Source organism: Arthrobacter sp. SPT-J7 (assembly GCF_059089965.1).
In genome coordinates, this window is sequence record NZ_JBNHFF010000003.1 from 120,719 (window position 1) to 137,635 (window position 16,917).

General features: G+C 64.1%; 20 protein-coding genes. 10 read left to right on the forward strand and 10 right to left on the reverse strand.

Annotated elements, in window-relative coordinates; translation table 11 throughout:
• Positions 1-6: 6 nt before the first annotated feature.
• Positions 7-639, reverse strand: a complete 633-nt coding sequence (locus tag AC5RWX_RS05980; RefSeq protein WP_493939050.1) for a peptide deformylase — start codon at positions 637-639, stop codon at positions 7-9.
• Positions 640-723: 84 nt separating this feature from the next.
• The gene (locus AC5RWX_RS05985; RefSeq protein ID WP_493957642.1) at positions 724-1,584 is read right to left on the reverse strand and encodes a hypothetical protein; all 861 of its coding nucleotides are present in this window, start codon (positions 1,582-1,584) and stop codon (positions 724-726) included.
• 112 nt (positions 1,585-1,696) lie between these two features.
• Here AC5RWX_RS05985 and AC5RWX_RS05990 point away from each other — a divergent pair, with 112 nt between their 5' ends.
• From AC5RWX_RS05990 to AC5RWX_RS06000, 3 genes are all read left to right on the forward strand, one after another.
• A complete protein-coding gene (locus AC5RWX_RS05990) occupies positions 1,697-2,623 on the forward strand; it encodes a 5'-3' exonuclease (protein ID WP_493939052.1) in 927 nt (308 codons plus the stop codon).
• Positions 2,624-2,793: 170 nt separating this feature from the next.
• The gene (locus AC5RWX_RS05995; protein ID WP_493957643.1) at positions 2,794-5,181 is read left to right on the forward strand and encodes an ATP-binding cassette domain-containing protein; all 2,388 of its coding nucleotides are present in this window, start codon (positions 2,794-2,796) and stop codon (positions 5,179-5,181) included.
• Positions 5,182-5,825: 644 nt separating this feature from the next.
• Complete coding sequence (locus tag AC5RWX_RS06000) at positions 5,826-6,269, forward strand: rhodanese-like domain-containing protein (protein ID WP_493957644.1); 444 nt, start codon at positions 5,826-5,828, stop codon at positions 6,267-6,269.
• 96 nt (positions 6,270-6,365) lie between these two features.
• Here the strand turns inward: AC5RWX_RS06000 and AC5RWX_RS06005 are convergent, their stop codons facing one another.
• A complete protein-coding gene (locus tag AC5RWX_RS06005; protein ID WP_493957645.1) occupies positions 6,366-6,998 on the reverse strand; it encodes a LysE family translocator in 633 nt (210 codons plus the stop codon).
• A 187-nt stretch (positions 6,999-7,185) separates the two neighbouring features.
• Here AC5RWX_RS06005 and AC5RWX_RS06010 point away from each other — a divergent pair, with 187 nt between their 5' ends.
• On the forward strand, positions 7,186-8,160 hold the full coding sequence (locus AC5RWX_RS06010) for a S1C family serine protease (RefSeq protein ID WP_494097058.1): 975 nt from the start codon (positions 7,186-7,188) through the stop codon (positions 8,158-8,160).
• A gap of 48 nt (positions 8,161-8,208) precedes the next feature.
• On the opposite strand, the gene AC5RWX_RS06015 is transcribed toward AC5RWX_RS06010, so the two are convergent.
• The 3 genes from AC5RWX_RS06015 to AC5RWX_RS06025 all read right to left on the reverse strand — a co-directional run bounded on the left by AC5RWX_RS06015 (position 8,209) and on the right by AC5RWX_RS06025 (position 9,669).
• Positions 8,209-8,454 carry a hypothetical protein gene (locus AC5RWX_RS06015; protein WP_493939056.1) on the reverse strand — a complete coding sequence of 82 codons (246 nt, stop codon included), beginning with the start codon at positions 8,452-8,454 and terminating at the stop codon, positions 8,209-8,211.
• Between the two features lie 71 nt (positions 8,455-8,525).
• On the reverse strand, positions 8,526-9,002 hold the full coding sequence (locus AC5RWX_RS06020) for a VOC family protein (RefSeq protein ID WP_493939057.1): 477 nt from the start codon (positions 9,000-9,002) through the stop codon (positions 8,526-8,528).
• A 334-nt stretch (positions 9,003-9,336) separates the two neighbouring features.
• Positions 9,337-9,669 carry a hypothetical protein gene (locus AC5RWX_RS06025; protein WP_493943125.1) on the reverse strand — a complete coding sequence of 111 codons (333 nt, stop codon included), beginning with the start codon at positions 9,667-9,669 and terminating at the stop codon, positions 9,337-9,339.
• A gap of 162 nt (positions 9,670-9,831) precedes the next feature.
• On the opposite strand from AC5RWX_RS06025, the gene AC5RWX_RS06030 reads away from it, so the two are divergent.
• Positions 9,832-10,560, forward strand: a complete 729-nt coding sequence (locus tag AC5RWX_RS06030; protein WP_493957647.1) for a GAF and ANTAR domain-containing protein — start codon at positions 9,832-9,834, stop codon at positions 10,558-10,560.
• 15 nt (positions 10,561-10,575) lie between these two features.
• Here AC5RWX_RS06030 and AC5RWX_RS06035 read toward each other — a convergent pair whose 3' ends face one another.
• The 3 genes from AC5RWX_RS06035 to AC5RWX_RS06045 all read right to left on the reverse strand — a co-directional run bounded on the left by AC5RWX_RS06035 (position 10,576) and on the right by AC5RWX_RS06045 (position 12,127).
• Positions 10,576-11,100 carry a hypothetical protein gene (locus AC5RWX_RS06035; protein WP_493939060.1) on the reverse strand — a complete coding sequence of 175 codons (525 nt, stop codon included), beginning with the start codon at positions 11,098-11,100 and terminating at the stop codon, positions 10,576-10,578.
• On the reverse strand, positions 11,097-11,684 hold the full coding sequence (locus tag AC5RWX_RS06040; RefSeq protein WP_493939061.1) for a sigma factor-like helix-turn-helix DNA-binding protein: 588 nt from the start codon (positions 11,682-11,684) through the stop codon (positions 11,097-11,099). The genes AC5RWX_RS06035 and AC5RWX_RS06040 overlap by 4 nt, the downstream gene beginning before the upstream one ends.
• Positions 11,685-11,755: 71 nt before the next feature.
• Positions 11,756-12,127 carry a VOC family protein gene (locus tag AC5RWX_RS06045; protein ID WP_493957648.1) on the reverse strand — a complete coding sequence of 124 codons (372 nt, stop codon included), beginning with the start codon at positions 12,125-12,127 and terminating at the stop codon, positions 11,756-11,758.
• A gap of 88 nt (positions 12,128-12,215) precedes the next feature.
• On the opposite strand from AC5RWX_RS06045, the gene AC5RWX_RS06050 reads away from it, so the two are divergent.
• Both AC5RWX_RS06050 and AC5RWX_RS06055 read left to right on the forward strand, forming a co-directional pair.
• Positions 12,216-12,623 (forward strand): DUF3054 domain-containing protein, encoded by a 408-nt coding sequence (locus AC5RWX_RS06050; protein ID WP_493939063.1) that lies wholly within the window; start codon positions 12,216-12,218, stop codon positions 12,621-12,623.
• Between the two features lie 43 nt (positions 12,624-12,666).
• On the forward strand, positions 12,667-12,945 hold the full coding sequence (locus tag AC5RWX_RS06055; RefSeq protein WP_493939064.1) for an Lrp/AsnC family transcriptional regulator: 279 nt from the start codon (positions 12,667-12,669) through the stop codon (positions 12,943-12,945).
• Positions 12,946-13,063: 118 nt separating this feature from the next.
• On the opposite strand, the gene trpD is transcribed toward AC5RWX_RS06055, so the two are convergent.
• Complete coding sequence (gene trpD, locus AC5RWX_RS06060) at positions 13,064-14,116, reverse strand: anthranilate phosphoribosyltransferase (RefSeq protein WP_493957649.1); 1,053 nt, start codon at positions 14,114-14,116, stop codon at positions 13,064-13,066.
• Between the two features lie 148 nt (positions 14,117-14,264).
• Between trpD and ctaE the strand changes: the two genes are divergently transcribed.
• The 3 genes from ctaE (at position 14,265) to qcrA (ending at position 16,915) form a co-directional block, all read left to right on the forward strand.
• Complete coding sequence (gene ctaE / locus AC5RWX_RS06065; protein WP_493939066.1) at positions 14,265-14,903, forward strand: aa3-type cytochrome oxidase subunit III; 639 nt, start codon at positions 14,265-14,267, stop codon at positions 14,901-14,903.
• Positions 14,904-14,983: 80 nt separating this feature from the next.
• Entirely contained in the window at positions 14,984-15,796 is an 813-nt protein-coding gene (qcrC, locus tag AC5RWX_RS06070) for a cytochrome bc1 complex diheme cytochrome c subunit (RefSeq protein WP_493939067.1), read from the forward strand.
• Between the two features lie 90 nt (positions 15,797-15,886).
• Entirely contained in the window at positions 15,887-16,915 is a 1,029-nt protein-coding gene (gene qcrA / locus AC5RWX_RS06075) for a cytochrome bc1 complex Rieske iron-sulfur subunit (RefSeq protein ID WP_136785314.1), read from the forward strand.
• The last annotated feature ends 2 nt before the right edge of the window (positions 16,916-16,917 follow it).

A 16,917-nucleotide genomic window follows, 5' to 3' on the forward strand; every position in this document is an offset into this window, starting at 1 on the left:
CGTCGGCTAGAAGTTCAAGCCGGCGCGTGCCCGGTCAATTGTTGGCTGCGCCCAGTAGCGGACGTATTCGGCGTTGCCGCAGAGCGACCGGGGCAGCATTTTGTCCACGTAGATGGTGCCGGACAAGTGGTCGGTCTCGTGCTGCACGATCCTGGCCTGCCAGCCGGTGAAGTTTTCGCGCCGGTGGCCGCCGTCGGGCTGGTCGTAGTCCAGCTCCACGCTTCGGTGCCGTTCCACCACGCCTTGGTATCCCGCGAAAGACAGGCACCCCTCATAGAAGGCTGCCGTTTCCTCGCCGATGGCGCGGTAGGAGGGATTGATGATCGCGAAGTAGAGGAGTGGGGCGCGTTGCCGGGCTTCGGCCACCTCAGGCCCCGCGTCGAACGTATCTTCAAGGACCGCAATCCGCAGCGGGACACCGATTTGCGGAGCGGCCAGTCCGACGCCGGGGGCAGCGTGCATGGTCCGGCGCATCAGCTCCAATAGGGCGCTGAGATCGGCAGCGTCCAGTTGCCCGTCGAACTCCGCGGCCGGGCGGCGGAGCATCGGGTCGCCGATTTGCAGGATCGGGGCAGGTTCACCGGAGCCGGCCAAAGCCTGGACTAGATCCCGCAGTTGCTCGGCAGAGTAGTCGGTCACAGCTGTCAGTTTAGGCGCAGGTGCGCCGCCGCAGGCGCCCGGCACACGCCGAGGAAGGCGCCCGGCACAGGCAGCCGCCTGCCGTCACCCCGTCTCGCCCCTAGCAGCACAGGCTTCGGTGATGAAACGGTACACCGCCCGGTCAAAGTCGTGCCCGGCGTTCAGCCGGAGGATGCCGTGCCGGCTACCGGCCGTTACGGTCACCGGAATCTTGGTGCCCAGTTTGTCCTCGGCGAGGGCATGCAGGTCGCAGCGCATCGGCACAATGTGCAGACTCAGGCGGGACGCCGGGTCCGTTCCGTGCACGCGGAGGTTCCTGGGCCACGCGTGCTTGCCGTCCTCGTCCAGCAGCGTGGTGGTGCCAAAAGACTCGATGACCATCGAATCCTTCCCGCCGGACGGCTGCACGTCTATTCCAACGACTGCCGAGCCACTGCCTGGCAACACTTCCAGCGTCCGGTGAATCCGGAGTTCTGCCACCGCAGCTGCAGCCTGCGCCAAGCAGTCGTCGGAGTGGTTGCGGGAGAGAACGTTGTGCGGATCGCTGGCCTGGACTTGCACCGTGGTCAACCCTGAGGGCTCACTGTCCATCGTCACTGTTATCCGATGTGCCGCAGCCGGCTGCCCGGCCGCGCACTGGGCCGGCGGCAGCTCTGCCGGAAGGCTGACCGTTGAGCCGGCCGGGACCCTGGTCCCGCCGGTGCGGGTGGGCTTCCAGTCCGCCGCTCCGTCGTACAGCGGTGAATGCAGGCTGGCTGACGTCACCAGCAAGGGCTCTGCGGAAATGTTGGTGATCAGCAGGTTGACCACACGGTCCGTGTAATGAGCGCGGCCTTGGTCCACCGCTGCCGACACTGGATGGTTAGCGGCCGGGGTGGCGGGGGAGAGGTCTGCGGGTGCGCCGGAACATGCAGTGAGCAACGCTGCCGCTGTCACCAGCAACACCGAACAACTCCAGTTCCTCCGGCTGCCGTGATTCATGCCACTAAGGTAGTACCAACTCCGGTGGACTTGGTCCTCGCCAGCAGCGAAAGGGCAACTTGTGGACGAACGACTCATGCTCCTTGACACCGCATCGCTGTATTTCCGTGCCTTCCATGCCTTGCCCGACTCGATCAAGGCCAAGGACGGCACACCGGTGAACGCGGTGCGCGGGTTGCTCGACATTGTGGCCCGGCTGGTCACCGACTACCGGCCCACCCACCTGGTTGCCTGCTGGGACAACGACTGGCGTCCCTCGTGGCGGGTGGAGTTGCTTCCGACCTACAAGCGCCACCGCGTTGCCTCCTCCGTGCCGGGCGGCGCCGACGTTGAAGAGACCCCGCCGGGGCTGGTGGCCCAGTTGCCGTTGATCCGCGAGGTGCTCGCCGCGCTTGAACTCGCCGTCGTCGGAGCTGACCATCATGAGGCCGACGACGTGATCGGCAGCCTGGCAGCCCAAGCCGACGTTCCCGTCGACATTGTGACCGGGGACCGGGACCTGTTCCAACTGGTGGACGACGAGCGGGAAGTCCGCGTGATCTACACCGCACGGGGGATGAGTAATCTGGAGGTCCTGACGGACGTGTCCGTGGTGCGCAAGTACGGCGTGCTGCCTGTCCAGTACGCGGACTTCGCCACGCTGCGCGGAGACACCTCCGACGGCCTGCCCGGGGTGTCCGGCATCGGCGACAAGACGGCAGCCGGGCTGCTGAAGGACTATGGCAGTTTGGACGGGATCGTCGCTGCGGCAGCAGACCCGCAGGCCCCCATGTCCGCGCGCTTTCGGGCCAAGATTGCCGAGTCTGCCGACTACCTCAAGGTCGCGCCCACTGTCGTCAATGTGGTCCGGGACCTGGACCTCGGAAGTTTTGACAGCCGTCTCAGGGCACCGGACAGTGGCCAAGCGGAGCGGCTCGACCGGCTGGCCGACGATTTGAACATCAGCGGGCCGCTGGGCCGCGCGCGCAAGGCGTTGGCGGCAGTCGGCGAGACCTCCGCCTGACAGGCGGGGCCTGGGGCGCCCCGGGTGCCGACGAGGGCTGCCGGCCAGACCGGTCAGACCGGTCAGGAATGGAGAAGCGCCGGCTTCCGTGCCACGGCTAGCATTACCGTCATGGATATTTTCACCGTCAGCGACCGCAACGGTGACCCCGGCCTACGGATGGAGACACGATGAGCACGGCCACGACGACGGACTCGCAGCCGCGGCCGATGCACGCCGCAGACAGCCACGACCTGATCACCGTGCAGGGCGCGAGGGTGAACAACCTCAAGGACATCAGCGTGGCGATCCCCAAACGCCGCCTGACCGTCTTCACCGGAGTCTCCGGCTCGGGCAAGAGTTCGCTGGTGTTCGCCACCATCGCCGCGGAGTCCCAGCGGATGATCAACGAGACGTACAGCGCCTTCGTACAGGGCTTCATGCCCACGTTGGCTCGGCCCGAGGTGGACGTGCTCGAAGGCCTGACCACGGCGATCATCGTTGACCAGGAACGGCTGGGCGCCAACCCGCGGTCCACTGTCGGAACGGTGACGGACGCCAACGCGATGCTGCGGATCCTTTTCAGCCGGCTGGGGGACCCGCACATCGGCTCACCCAATGCGTATTCGTTCAACGTTCCCTCGGTGAAGGCCAGCGGCGCCATTACCGTGGAGCGCGGGGGCAAGACCAAGGCCGAAAAGGCCACGTTCCACCGGCTGGGCGGCATGTGCCCGCACTGTGAGGGCATGGGCTCGGTAAGTGACTTCGATCTGACCGCACTCTACGACGACACCAAGTCGCTTTCGGAGGGCGCGCTGACCGTGCCCGGCTACAGCATGGACGGCTGGTACGGCCGTATTTTCAGCGGTGCCGGCTTGCCGATGGAAAAGCCCATCGGCAAGTACACCAAGAAGGAACTGCACCAGCTGCTCTACGCCGAGCCCACCAAGATCAAGGTCGAGGGCATCAACCTCACCTATGAAGGGCTGATCCCCAAAATCCAGAAATCGATGCTCTCCAAGGACCGTGAGGCTATGCAGCCCCACGTCCGGGCCTTCGTGGACCGGGCGATCACCTTCGCGACCTGTCCCGATTGCGGCGGCACCCGGCTGGCCCAGGAGGCGCTGTCGTCGAAGATCCGGGGGCGGAATATCGCCGACCTCTGCTCGATGCAGATTACCGACCTGGCCGACTGGGTCCGGGAGCTGGACGAGCCTTCGGTGGCCCCGTTGGTCGCCGGGCTCCAGCACCTGCTCGACTCGTTCAGGGAAATTGGCCTCGGCTACCTCTCCCTGGATCGGCCCTCGGGCACCCTGTCCGGGGGAGAGGCGCAGCGTACCAAGATGATCCGGCATCTCGGCTCTTCCCTCACGGACGTGACCTATGTCTTCGACGAGCCCACGATTGGACTGCACCCGCACGACATCGAGCGGATGAACCAGCTGCTGCTGCAGCTGCGGGACAAGGGCAACACGGTGCTGGTCGTGGAGCACAAGCCGGAGACCATCGCGATTGCCGACCACGCGATCGACCTTGGACCGCGCGCCGGCACTGCGGGCGGAGAAGTGGTCTTCGAGGGCAGCGTGGACGGGTTGCGTGCCAGCGACACGCTGACCGGCCGGCACCTCGATGACCGGGCCACCCTTAAAGAAACCGTGCGCGATCCCAAGGGTGCTCTGGAGGTCCGCGGCGCTACCACGAACAACCTGCAAGGCGTCGACGTCGATATTCCGCTGGGAGTTCTCTGCGTCCTGACTGGGGTCGCTGGTTCCGGCAAAAGTTCGCTGATCAACGGCTCGGTCGCCCGCCGCGAAGGCGTGGTGGTGGTCGACCAGGGTGCGATCCGCGGTTCGCGGCGCAGCAACCCGGCAACCTACACCGGGCTGCTCGAGCCGATTCGGAAAGCATTTGCGAAGGCCAATGGCGTCAAGCCGGCGCTTTTCAGCTCAAATTCGGAGGGCGCCTGCCCGGTCTGCAACGGCGCCGGTGTCATCTACACAGAGCTCGGCATCATGGAGACCGTCGAGTCGACCTGCGAGGAATGCGAAGGCAAGCGCTTTCAGGCGGCGGTGTTGGAGTACACGCTGGGGGAGAAGAACATTGCGGAAGTGCTGGCGATGTCCGTGACCGAGGCCGAAGAGTTTTTCGGCTCCGGCGAGGCGCGTACTCCGGCTGCGCATAAGGTCCTGGACCGGTTGGCGGACGTCGGCCTCGGCTACCTCACCTTGGGGCAGCCGCTCACCACCTTGTCCGGAGGAGAACGGCAGCGGCTCAAGTTGGCCACGCAAATGGCCGAAAAGGGCGACATCTACATCCTCGACGAGCCAACCACCGGACTTCACCTGGCCGACGTCGAACAATTGCTCGGCCTGCTGGACCGGCTGGTGGACTCCGGAAAATCCGTCATCGTCATCGAGCACCACCAGGCTGTGATGGCGCACGCTGACAGGATCATCGATCTAGGTCCGGGCGCCGGCAATGAAGGCGGCCGGATCGTCTTTGAAGGAACGCCGGCCGAACTGGTTGCTGACCGTTCCACCCTGACCGGTAAACATCTCGCCGCGTACGTCGGCGCCTGAACTGCCACAGCGCAATACTGATCCTGCGCCATGCGGGCGGCCAGCCATGGCGCAGGATTATGTCAACCTACGCCGGATCGGGCCGCCGAGGACCGAGCGGGGCGGTGCCAGCCGGGGCTGGGTCCGTGGAGCTGGCGGTATCCGGATGGGTTTGCCCGGCCGATGCCTGAGGGCTGCAACGCGGCAGGGGCAGCCACGCATACACGAGGTGCTCGCGGGATGCTAGCAAACTCAGCATGCCCTCGTGATCGATACCTGCATCGGCGTTCGCGGCGGATTGGTCATGCGTGCCAGCTTTTGTGGACGCTGCAGCAAGACATGGGTTCGTGCTGGCCAACCGACGTCGCGCCATATGGGAGGAAAGATTTCTGCGAGCCTTAGCTGTCTAGATCGTTGGCGTTAGTGCATGCCGATTTGCTGGCGCGCTGCGACATAACGCTCCTCGCCCAGCCCTATTCGTAACGCCGATAATCCACATTATGTCAAGTAGTACTTCCCTGAGGGGCGGGCCCGGCTTTGAGCCTCGTTCGCATCTCCCGGTTACCCAAGAGCCTCCATACCCTTGATATGGAAGCCCCAAGTAGCTCATCATTTGGCTTCATGGTGCAACGACCGACCGACCAGCAGTCAAAGCGAGGAAAACGGTGAAGCAGATTCCTGTGTCCGACGACGGCGGCGCGACCGGCCAGTGCAGTCCAGATCCGAGCGACTCCCCCGGGACTCTGACGATCAACCAATTGCTACGTGAGAGCCGCGTCGGGCTCGAGCGTGTTCACGCTTCGGATCTTGAGCGGGAGATGGCAGCGGGCGCCCTCGTTGTTGACACACGGCCGGTCGAGCTGCGGGACCGCGACGGTGAACTTCCGGGAGCCGTCGTCGTTGACCGAAACGTTCTCGAGTGGCGACTCGATCCTTCCAGCCCCCACCGGCTCCCGATGGCTGACGACCCCGGTCGGCGGATAGTGGTCGTCTGCAATGAGGGCTACAGTTCCAGCCTCGCTGCACGCACCCTGCAACGGCTGGGGCTGGCCCGTGCGACCGACCTGATCGGCGGATTCCAAGCCTGGGCAGCACTGCGCAAGCACTAAACAACCTGCCTGCCCTTAGGTCATCAATGGCACCTCTACCCCACCGTTCGCCGCGCACTCCGGGAACACCTCGCTTCCCGGCGAACCGGAGCCCCATCAACTCTTGGAGCCGGTGAGTGCGAGCGTGCCGCCAAGGCCGATCATCATCATGCCGCCCGCCCCGGCAAGAGTGGAGATGCGTCGTGGTGATCTGGCGAACCACGCCCGGGCGGAACCCGCGGCAAGAGCCCACACGCTGTCACAGACGAGCGCAATAGCTTGAAATGTGAGCCCGAGAAGGAGGAGTTGCGCCCATACCGCACCCGCGGCGGGCTCGACGAATTGCGGCAGCACGGCGAGGAAGAAGGCGAGGGTTTTGGGATTGGTGAAGCCGACGACGAAGCCTTGCCGCAGCAGCTTCCAGGACGATGATGGGACGCGGGGTGTTCCTGATACGTGCGCGTGGCGGTGTCGAATGGCCTGAATGCCGAGCCAGACGAGATAGAGACCACCAGCGATTTTGAGGACGGTGAACGCGATGACAGATGCTGCGATGATGGCTCCGACACCAAATGCGACAGCAAGGATTGCTGGGATGATCCCCAGGGAGTTCCCGGCGACGCTGAGGACTCCCGCCCGGCGGCCGTAAGCGATGGACCGTCCGATGGTGAAGAGCACGCTGGGACCGGGTATCACGATGATTACCGCCGCCGTGACTACGAAGGCGAAGAAGTTCTCAAACGGAACCATGAATGCACCCTACTCTCGGTCGGTTCCGTCGCGTGAGCAGAATCTGGCCACTTCCCCTGACTGTCCATCGCTTCGCTCCATTCAACCTCCGGATGGCCGCTGCGTTCACTGACGGCGTAGCAGTCTCAGGATTAGCTCCGGGCCCTAGATCGTTGGAACATCACAGCCGACGTACTCAAGGAATTCCATGGACACCAATGGAATAGAACCGGATCGTTCCGACCACGATCCGATGGACACCTACTCCCAGACAGTCATGCGTGTTGCCGGTATCGTCACCCCGCACGTTGCCGCCATCGATGTGCGAAACGGACCCGGGAGTCGGGTTCTCGCTGGCAGCGGCTCGGCGGTGGTCTTCACCGCGGACGGCTTTATGCTGACGAATGCCCATGTCGTTGCGGGCACTAAAGCAGGCTCTGCCGCCTTTGCCGACGGCGAAGTAACGGAGATCGAGATTGTGGGCGCTGATCTCTTATCCGACCTGGCAGTCATACGAGGCCTGTCGAACACACCGCCGCCCGCCGAGCTTGGCGACGCCGAATCGCTAAGGGTGGGCCAGCTGGTCATTGCCGTGGGCAACCCCTTGGGTCTGGCCGGATCGGTCACCGCGGGCGTTGTCAGCGGCCTGGGACGTTCGATTCCCACCCGGTCGCGCCGCGGCCGGCACGTGATCGAAGACGTGATTCAAACAGACGCGGCGCTCAATCCCGGCAATTCAGGCGGCGCCCTCGCCGACAGCCAGGGACGCGTGGTCGGAATCAATACCGCCTTGGCCGGCACCGGTTTAGGATTGGCGGTCCCGATTAACGCCACGACGCGCCGCATCATCTCTGCACTCATGAGCGGTGGCCGGGTGCGGCGCGCGTACCTTGGCTTGGTGAGCACGCCGGTACGTCTTCCAGCGCACATGGCCCTTCGTTCGGGGCAGCGGGATGCCCTGCGAGTGGTTGAGGTCATTGCCGGCTCCCCCGCCGAACGCGCCGGGATCAAGCCCGGCGATTTGGTGGTGGATGCCGGCCGGCGCCATGTCTCCAGCGCGGAAAGCCTCCAGAAGCTGCTCTTCGCCGACGCGATTGGCGTTCCGTTTCCGATGACCGTCTTGAGGTCGGGCGCCTTGGTGGATGTCATAGCGCTGCCAGAGGAGATGGCAGAAACTACATAACCGCGGACGCTGAGGCATCTGCGCGGCTACGCCAGAAGGCTTGAGCGGTCAGTAACCGCCGTGCCACACAGCCATGGCGGTCAGGACGAATCCAGTCACTGCGCCGATGACGGCAAGCCAACCGGCTACCAGCATCGTGACGTGCCTGGAGCGGTCCTGTGTCAGCCGTCCGCCGTGGGGGTGCGAGAGCACTATGGAATCCGCCGCAAGCAGGAAGACCACCAGCCCGACAAGGGCCACACTCCACGCGAAAAATTCCAGCCAATGCACCAATGAACCAACCGGATTGAACATACCTCCGGTATACGCCCGCGTTAGATAAGCCACAAGGGCATGAGAGCCACATCGGCCACCCGGAGATGCTGCTACCCTGCGTCGTACGCGCGCTGCAGTTCGTCGATGTCGATCTTCTTCATCTGCAGCATCGCTTCCATGGCGCGCTGGGCTTTCTGCGGATCCGGTCCACCGATCAGCCGTGGCAGCGCAGACGGGATGATTTGCCACGACAAGCCGTATTTGTCCTTGAGCCAGCCGCACTGGCCCTCGGCCCCGCCATCGGCGGTCAGGGCATCCCAAAGCCGGTCGACTTCCGCCTGGTCCTCACAGTCCACCTGCATCGACACCGCCTCGTTGAAGGTGAACTGCGCTCCCCCGTTCAGCGCAGTAAAGCACTGGCCGTCCAACTCGAACTCGACGGTCAAGACCTGACCTTCCGTGCCGGGTCCGCTCTCGCCATAGTGCGCAACGTCGAGAATGTTCGAGTTTTTGAACAGCTTGACGTAGAACTGCGCCGCTTCTTCGGCCTCGCCGTCAAACCAGAGGCACGGTGTGATCTTCTGCATAGTGGGTTCCTCCCCCTGAGTTGGACGTACCGGATGTGTTGGAAGTGCCAGATGTAGTGGACGTGCGAGGAGCTCAGGCGTACCAGAACCAGCCGACCGGCCGCCACGAATCGGGCACTTCATGCCCGCTGAAGGAACCGCATCTGCTGCAGCTGTAGCTCGCGTTCGCCGGCACCCGCTGGCTGTCCGGAAGCATCCGCAGCGGAGTAAATTCCTCGACGATCAGATATCGGTCTGTGCCACACTGCCGGCAATCGGGCGCATTCGGAATGTCCGCACTGGGCTGGGGTTCGGAACCTCCGCCGGTGGTCAACGTCATTGTCGGCCTCCCGGCTCAGCCTGCGTAGCCAGCCATGGCTAGGGCTGCGGCGGCGCCGGTGCCGGGCGGATCGATGATTTGAAGGCGGCAGCCCTCCCCCTCCGGGGCCACGTAACCGGGCAATTGCTCGCTCTCGCTGCAGTTGTGCAGCTCCTCAAGTGCCGCAGCTTCAATGCGAGCGTGCTGCAGGTTGATGATGACGTCCAAACCGGACGCCAGCGCGCTGGTGCGCCGTACCAGCGAATAAAGCGCCACGATGTTCCGGGTAGTCACATGTCCGCGGACTTCAATCTGGGCGGATTCCCGGTCTATGTCCACCCGAACGACCACACGCAATTTGGGATCCATAGTCAGTCCCCTCAAGAGTTCCCCATGGCCGCTCCTTGACCGGTGACCATCATAAAAGGAGGTGTGTGACATGGGCAACAAACGACGTCATAATGTTGCGGGACGGACGAAACGCGGGCTGGATGCCCACCGGCGATGGCCCGCCTTGCTGGGGTGGCTGCCATGAGTGAGGCCGAATTCGGGGCACAGTTGATCGACCAGATGCAGGACGCGCTGCTCATTAGCGACGATCTGCAGGACTTCCTCGACCAATTGGCTCAGCTAGCCGCCGCCGCCCTTGGTGATCGCGGAGAGTTGACGTGCAGCGTACTTGTGCTGCGCGGTCCTCGAGACCGTACTGTCTCCCCCACCCACAGCCCGGCTTCATGGGCGGAATACCAGCCCAAGTACGACGACGGCCCGGGCCTGAGCGCCTTACGCACCGGCGCCGCCGTACTGGTGCGCGACGTCGGACAGGAGGACCGCTGGAACGAGTTAATGGCGGATGCGGCGTCGGCGGGAATTGGTTCCATCCTGGCTGTACCGCTCCGCGTGGACGACGACGGCTTAGGTGCAGTCGTGTCCTGCTATCAGCGCAGCGGCAACGGCTTCTCTGGCGCTGTTCTTGCTGCCGCCACCACCTATGCGCGCATCGCAGCCAAGCCGCTCCTGCTGGCTGAACGGATAGACCGGATGGCCAAGCGGACGGCACATTTGGCAGCAGCCTTGGAGTCCCGCACCACCATCAACCTCGCCGCTGGCATCGTCATGGGCCAGAACTCATGCAGCCAACTCGAGGCCATGGAAATTCTGCGCCGCGCCTCCAACGCACGCAACGTTAAACTCCGTGACGTGGCTCAGGGCATCGTCGAACCGCTCTCCGGCGCGGCAACCACCCGCTTTGAGGACTGACTGGCCCCGGCCGGCTCAGCGCACCAGCACCGCAATACCGGTGGCCGCCGCCGCCCACAGCACGCTCGCGAAGGTCCCCAGGATGAACCGCTCGGCGGCGCCGGACTGGCCGAGTTCTGAATACCGGCCCAAGCCTTTCACCGCCAGGACAACAGCCAGACCTTCCGGCCAGTCGGCCAACAGAGTCGACGCAATGGCCGTCCGCTCGAGGACTCCGATCCAGGCGCCGCCGCGCAGAACCGGAGACTCCTCCGGGTCGGTGTGGTTGTCCGGGTGCGAAGCATTGAAGGACAACCGCAGAATGGTTACGGTCGCCGGGCCGCCGCCGATCGCGGCCGCCGCCACGCCCAAGGCATAAGCGGCAGGCCCCAGTCCGCCCGGTCCCAGCGCCGCCAACAGCGCGGCGCCCCCCAAAAGAAGCAGCGAGAGGGCGCTGGCGGCGTACAGCCAGCGGTTACCGGCGCCCTGAAACCGCTCAAAGTACATGGGGCCGGCCACGGCGGCGGCCAGGCAAAGCACCACAAGTGCCACAGCGCTCATCGATCAGCTCCTTCCAGCAGTGCTTGTGCAGCGGATTGTCCCCGACGCCACTCGTGCCAGAGTCCACTATGCAGCCTGCTAGAGACAGCTTGTTGAGTGATGCCCAGCCGGTCCGCGATTTGCTGCTGGGTGAGTCCTTGGTCACTGAGCTCCCCGGCTTCGCGGGCCTCCTTGCTGCGCTTGCGCGCCACGGATACCAGCAGTTGCAGCACAGCTTCCGCATGCCCAGCTTCCGCTCTCGCCCCGGAAACGGCGATGTTCCCCGGGGCGAACTTGGCCGCAGTCACTGCTTCGCGCGCGCGCTCGAAGGCCTCCCCGGAGCCAGCCCGCGTGGAGTCCGGCAGCGGTTCGTCAACCCTGCCCACGCCGATACCGACGCTCCAGTTGTTGCTGGCAGCCAGTTCCAGCGCAATCTCCCCCGCCACGGAAGCGTCTGCAACCACCGCCTGCATCTCATCCCCGGCAGTACGTTCAAACCCGCGAAGCAGGGGACGCGCGGAATCATTGTTCAGGGCTTCAATGGCCTCCTGAACCAGATCCTCGCGGCTGCGCGACCGGCGCTGGTCAACGGTCAGAACGTACATACAACCCTGCTTCCTTGTACTGGTGAATACAAGTATCTAGGTTTGTGTCCGCCCGTGCAACCGCCGGCTTTCTACTCCGCCCGCTCGTGACTTGCAAGGCCCAACAGGTTGCTTTCCGAGTCGCGGACAAAAGCCATCCACTCGTCCATCCCGGCGGGCCCCAAGGCATTATCTGCATGCCGGAAGATCACGTGCGGCTCCTCGACTACCGGTGTTCCGCGGCCGCGCAGTTCCTGCACCTGGTCCCGGACCGAGTCCACCTGAAGGTACAACAGCGCCGCCGGCGCGCCAACCTCCAGCAGTAACCGGACGCCGTCGAGATCGAAGAACACCAGTCCCGGAGGATCGAAGATGCCGGCCGGCGGATAGCCCAACAGTTCGGTATAGAAAGCAGTCGCTCGGGCGAGGTCCTGCACGCCCAGCGCTACCTGCGCCAACTTCATGTCCCTTCCCCCTCCGGCCCGCCCTGTTTCAGGCACTTCGGCCCTCCCGCCGAATGGTACGCCCGCCGGTGGCCGATAGTGTGGAGTCGTGATTGAAACTTCCCCCCGGCTTCGCGCTGGACGCCCGTTGGCGGCAGGTGGGCTGGCCCTGGATCTGGCCGCCATCGTCATTTTTGCTGCAGCAGGCCGAAACACGCATGAACACGGACTGGCCGTCGCCGGCATCCTCCTCACCGCCACCCCATTCCTGATCGGGGCACTGACTGGCTGGGCAGCCTTGCGTGCCTGGCGCCGCCCTGCAGCCATCTGGCCCACCGGCGTCGTGGTCTGGCTGGCGGCAGTGGTCGTGGGTCTCGCCTTGCGCGGTCTGGCAGGCGGTGGGCTTGCGCTGTCATTCCAGATCGTGACGTTCTTGGTGCTCGGCGCGCTGCTGCTGGGATGGCGCGCGCTGGCCGCGCTGTTCATGAAACTACGCTTCGGCCGACGGGTGGAATAACCTCGGTGATAGGAAAGACCCGTTCCAGCAGAAAGGCAGTGCAGTGGCTACAGCATTCGTTCTCATCCGGACCGACGCAACCCGGATCCCGGAGTGCGCCCAGGAAATCTCCGAGATCGAGGGCATCAGCGAGGTCTACTCGGTCACCGGCGAATGGGATTTGATCGCTGTTGCCCGCGTTGCCAAACACGACGAACTGGCCGATGTGATTGCCGACCGCCTCTCCAAGGTCAAGGGCGTGCAGGCCACCACCACGCACATCGCCTTCCGTGCCTATTCAAAACACGACCTGGATGCGGCTTTCTCGCTCGGATTCGAGTAGAGCGCAGCGGCGGCAGAAGTGCCGCGGACGCCAGTGACCGACACCTGGCGCCCGCGGCACTTCACTTGAAGCGGTTGAACCTTAAGCGGCTGAGACTACCGCTCGACTGCCGCAGGAATCAGCGTGTGGCGTCGACCCAGCGCTGCAAGGCCCCAGCCGCAGCCCCGCTGTCGATGGCCGCGTTAGCGCGCTCCAGGCCGCCCGCCAGTCGTTCCAGCAGCGGCGCGTCGGCGGAGAGGTCGTTGGCAACCAGAGCAGCGGCGGCATTGAGGACGACGGCGTCCCTGACCGGGCCTTTGTCCCCTGCCAGCAGACGGCGTACCACCTGCGCATTGTGAACTGCATCCCCACCGCGCAGGTCGTCCAGGGTAGCCCTGGCAATGCCGAGGTCCAGGGGATCCACCTGCTGCTCCGTGACGGCACCGTCGCGGACCTCCCATACCGACGACGGTCCCGTCGTGGTCAGTTCGTCCAGTCCGTCGCCGCCGCGGAACACCAGTGCACGGATTCCTCGTGCCGCCAGCACACCGGCAATCAGCGGTGCGAGCCGTGCATCGGCGACGCCAATCGCGGCTGCCGTGGGGTTTGCCGGATTGGTCATCGGTCCCATGAAGTTAAAGGCGGTGGCTACTCCCAGCTCCCCGCGGACGGCACCGGCGTAGCGCATCGACGGGTGGAATACCTGGGCAAAGCAAAAGGTGATTCCCGCTTCGACTGCTGTCTGCGCCACGCGCTCCACCGGCAGATCCAAACGGACACCCAAGGCTTCAATCACATCGGCCGACCCTGAGGACGACGACGCGGCCCGGTTGCCGTGCTTGACGATCCGTGCGCCGGCCCCTGCGCAGACCAAGGCGGCCATGGACGAGATGTTGACCGTATTCTGCCGGTCTCCGCCCGTGCCGACGATGTCCAACTTCTCGCCTGGAATATCGATCGGCCGCGCGTTGCCGACCATGGCCTCCACCAGGCCGGTCAACTCGTCGACTGTCTCGCCCTTGGAGCGCAGCGCGACGAGGAAGCCGGCCATCTGCGCGTCGGTGGCGCCGCCGGACATGATCGCGTTCATTGCCCACTGCGTTTGAGCGGTGGTGAGATCCTGCCGCGAGATCAGGGCCGAGATCAATTCCGGCCAGGTGGGCGTGTTCTGAGCGTTCGGTTCCGTCGTCACCCCACTAGGTTATCTACGTTTCGTAGAAACTTCCGGATTGTTAACTTCCGCGCCGTTCCGCGGAATACTGCGGGTTGGGAACCGAAACGCCGCGCCGCGCGTTCGAATGCATTGGTGAACTGGCCGGATTTATAGACATAATGGCCTTGTGACAACTGCAACCCACGCCCCCAGTACCCCGGCGCATCCAACGCTGAACCGCCCCAATCTGGTTTCTGTCGGAACCGTTGTGTGGCTCTCCAGCGAGCTGATGTTCTTTGCCGGTCTTTTCGCTATGTACTTCACGCTCCGCGCCACTTCCCCCGAGATGTGGGCGATGGAAACCGAAAAGTTGAACGTTCCATTCGCGCTGGCCAACACCATTGTTCTGGTGTCCAGCTCCTTCACCTGCCAGTACGGCGTCTTTGCCGCAGAGCGGCTCCAGGCCCGCCGTACCGGTGGCCTGCTCAATGTCGCCAAGTGGGGCATGGTCGAGTGGTTCCTGCTGACGTTCTTCCTCGGCGCCATTTTCGTCTCCGTCCAGGCCTACGAGTACGCGGTCCTCGTCTCCGAGGGAGTCTCGCTGTCCTCCAACGCCTACGGGTCAGCGTTCTACATCACCACCGGCTTCCACGGCCTTCACGTCACGGGCGGGCTCATCGCTTTCCTGCTGATCATCGGCCGCGCCTATGTCGCCAAGAAGTTCGGTCATTTCGAAGCCACATCCGCCATCGTCACGTCGTACTACTGGCACTTCGTTGACGTCGTGTGGATCGCTCTCTTCATCATCATCTACTTCCTGAAGTAGACGGCCAGAGCCTGCATCCCGCTGCAGGGTTGCCCGGCCGAACATCTACGCACACGCACCGCAGAGTTAGGAACCATCAAGTGAAGGCACTCTCCCAGAGGCGACGCCACCCGCTGGCGGCCGTTGCCCTGTTGCTCTTGGGATTGCTGGTCACCGGCGGCTTGTACGCCGTTGCCGGCAATGTCAATGAGGCCAAGGCCCAGACCACCAATTTTTCCGCGCATGACATCGAAGAGGGCGAAAAGCTCTTCGTGGCCAACTGCGCAACTTGTCACGGAATTGGTGCGATCGGGGCACCCAAGGGTGCGCACGGCAATCAGGCCGGTCCGGCCCTGATCGGCGTCGGCGCCGCGGCTGTGGACTTCCAGGTGGGAACCGGCCGCATGCCCATGCAGATGTCGGGCCCCCAGGCCCTGCAGAAGCCGAACCAGTTCTCCGAAGAGCAGACCATGCAACTGGCTGCGTACGTGGCCTCCCTCGGTGCTGGCCCGGCCATCCCGGAAGCAGACCTCCTTGACGTTTCCAAGGGAGACCCCGCCGCCGGCGGCGAGATCTTCCGCGTCAACTGTGCCATGTGCCACAATGCCTCCGCTGCCGGCGGCGCTCTGACACGCGGTAAGTTCGCCCCCGCCCTGGCCGGCGTCAGCGAAGCACACATTTACGAAGCCATGGCCACCGGCCCGCAGAACATGCCGGTGTTCAGTGACGCGAACATCTCCCCCGAGGAGAAGCGCGATGTCATCGCCTTCCTGAAGACGATCGAAGAACAGGGCACCCCGGGTGGCTTCTCGCTCGGCTCGCTTGGCCCGGTATCCGAGGGTCTGCTGATGTGGACTGCCGGATTGGGAATCGTCATTGCATTCACCATCTGGCTGACCCAGCGGTCTTCCTAACCCGCGCTGAACGGCGGCCTGAGTGGCCGCCGCAGAAGCGTCAACAGTCCTATATGTTTTTGAACTATTTAGAGAAAGATGAGAGGGATCATGGGCGACCATAGTCACGGCAGTCCGAGCACCTCGGGCACCGTTGCTACGGCTGGTCAGAGCGACGTGGAGAAGTTTCAGGATCCTGGACTTCCCCCGCACCGCCCGCGCCGTGCCGACAAAGATCCCCGGGCGGAAAAGCGCGCCGAACGCCAGGTTGCGATACTCTTCGTAATCTCCATTATTGGCACCGTACTTTTCTTCGTCGGGTACTTTGGCATCCGTTTGGATGACACCATCGCAACGCTGCGTTTTCAGAACTTCACCTTGGGCATGGGCACGGCCTTCGCGATGCTGGGCATCGGCGTCGGCATTGTCCACTGGGCCAAGACGCTTATGCCCGACCACGAGATTGTGGAAGAGCGCCACGAGGTCCGCACCGAAGAGGACCGCCGGGACGCAGAGCAGATCATCGGCCAGGTCCTTGACGAGTCAGGTATTTCCCGCCGCCCGCTGATCCGCAACACCCTGATCGGCGCCGGTGTGCTGGCCATCCTGCCTGCCATCGGCATCTTCCGCGACCTGTCCAAGGACCTGAACCCGGAGGTGCTGCGGCACACCATGTGGGATGCCGGCGTGCGCCTTACCCGCGACCCGAGCGGCACCCCGATCAAGGCCTCGGATGTCACCATTGGTTCGGCCTTCCACGTCATCCCCGAGGGGCTGAACGAGGCGGAGCACAAGTTGGAAGAGAAGGCCAAGGCCGTTGTCCTCCTGATGCGTCTGAATCCCGACGAGCTGCATGTCTCCCCAGGTCGTGAAGACTGGAACTACAATGGCATCGTTGCTTATTCGAAAATCTGCACCCACGTCGGATGCCCGGTGGCGCTGTACGAACAGCACACGCACCACCTGCTCTGCCCTTGCCACCAGTCGACCTTCGACCTGACGCAGGAATGCAAGGTGATCTTCGGCCCCGCCGCTCACGCCCTGCCCCAGCTTCCGATCAGCGTTGACGACGAGGGCTACCTGGTCGCCACCAGCGACTTCCACGAACCTGTCGGACCGAGCTACTGGGAGCGTGGCTAAGC

Bases quoted from the DNA above. Each gene is read 5' to 3' on its own strand.
- AC5RWX_RS06025 (WP_493943125.1), bottom strand. From the start codon at position 9,669: ATGGATCCCAAATTGCGTGTGGTCGTTCGGGTGGACATAGACCGGGAA.
- AC5RWX_RS06010 (WP_494097058.1), top strand. From the start codon at position 7,186: ATGGACACCAATGGAATAGAACCGGATCGTTCCGACCACGATCCGATG.
- AC5RWX_RS06005 (WP_493957645.1), bottom strand. From the start codon at position 6,998: ATGGTTCCGTTTGAGAACTTCTTCGCCTTCGTAGTCACGGCGGCGGTA.
- AC5RWX_RS06045 (WP_493957648.1), bottom strand. From the start codon at position 12,127: ATGAAGTTGGCGCAGGTAGCGCTGGGCGTGCAGGACCTCGCCCGAGCG.
- AC5RWX_RS06015 (WP_493939056.1), bottom strand. From the start codon at position 8,454: ATGTTCAATCCGGTTGGTTCATTGGTGCATTGGCTGGAATTTTTCGCG.
- AC5RWX_RS06020 (WP_493939057.1), bottom strand. From the start codon at position 9,002: ATGCAGAAGATCACACCGTGCCTCTGGTTTGACGGCGAGGCCGAAGAA.
- AC5RWX_RS06030 (WP_493957647.1), top strand. From the start codon at position 9,832: ATGAGTGAGGCCGAATTCGGGGCACAGTTGATCGACCAGATGCAGGAC.
- AC5RWX_RS06035 (WP_493939060.1), bottom strand. From the start codon at position 11,100: ATGAGCGCTGTGGCACTTGTGGTGCTTTGCCTGGCCGCCGCCGTGGCC.
- qcrA (WP_136785314.1), top strand. From the start codon at position 15,887: ATGGGCGACCATAGTCACGGCAGTCCGAGCACCTCGGGCACCGTTGCT.
- AC5RWX_RS05995 (WP_493957643.1), top strand. From the start codon at position 2,794: ATGAGCACGGCCACGACGACGGACTCGCAGCCGCGGCCGATGCACGCC.
- AC5RWX_RS06040 (WP_493939061.1), bottom strand. From the start codon at position 11,684: ATGTACGTTCTGACCGTTGACCAGCGCCGGTCGCGCAGCCGCGAGGAT.
- AC5RWX_RS05990 (WP_493939052.1), top strand. From the start codon at position 1,697: ATGCTCCTTGACACCGCATCGCTGTATTTCCGTGCCTTCCATGCCTTG.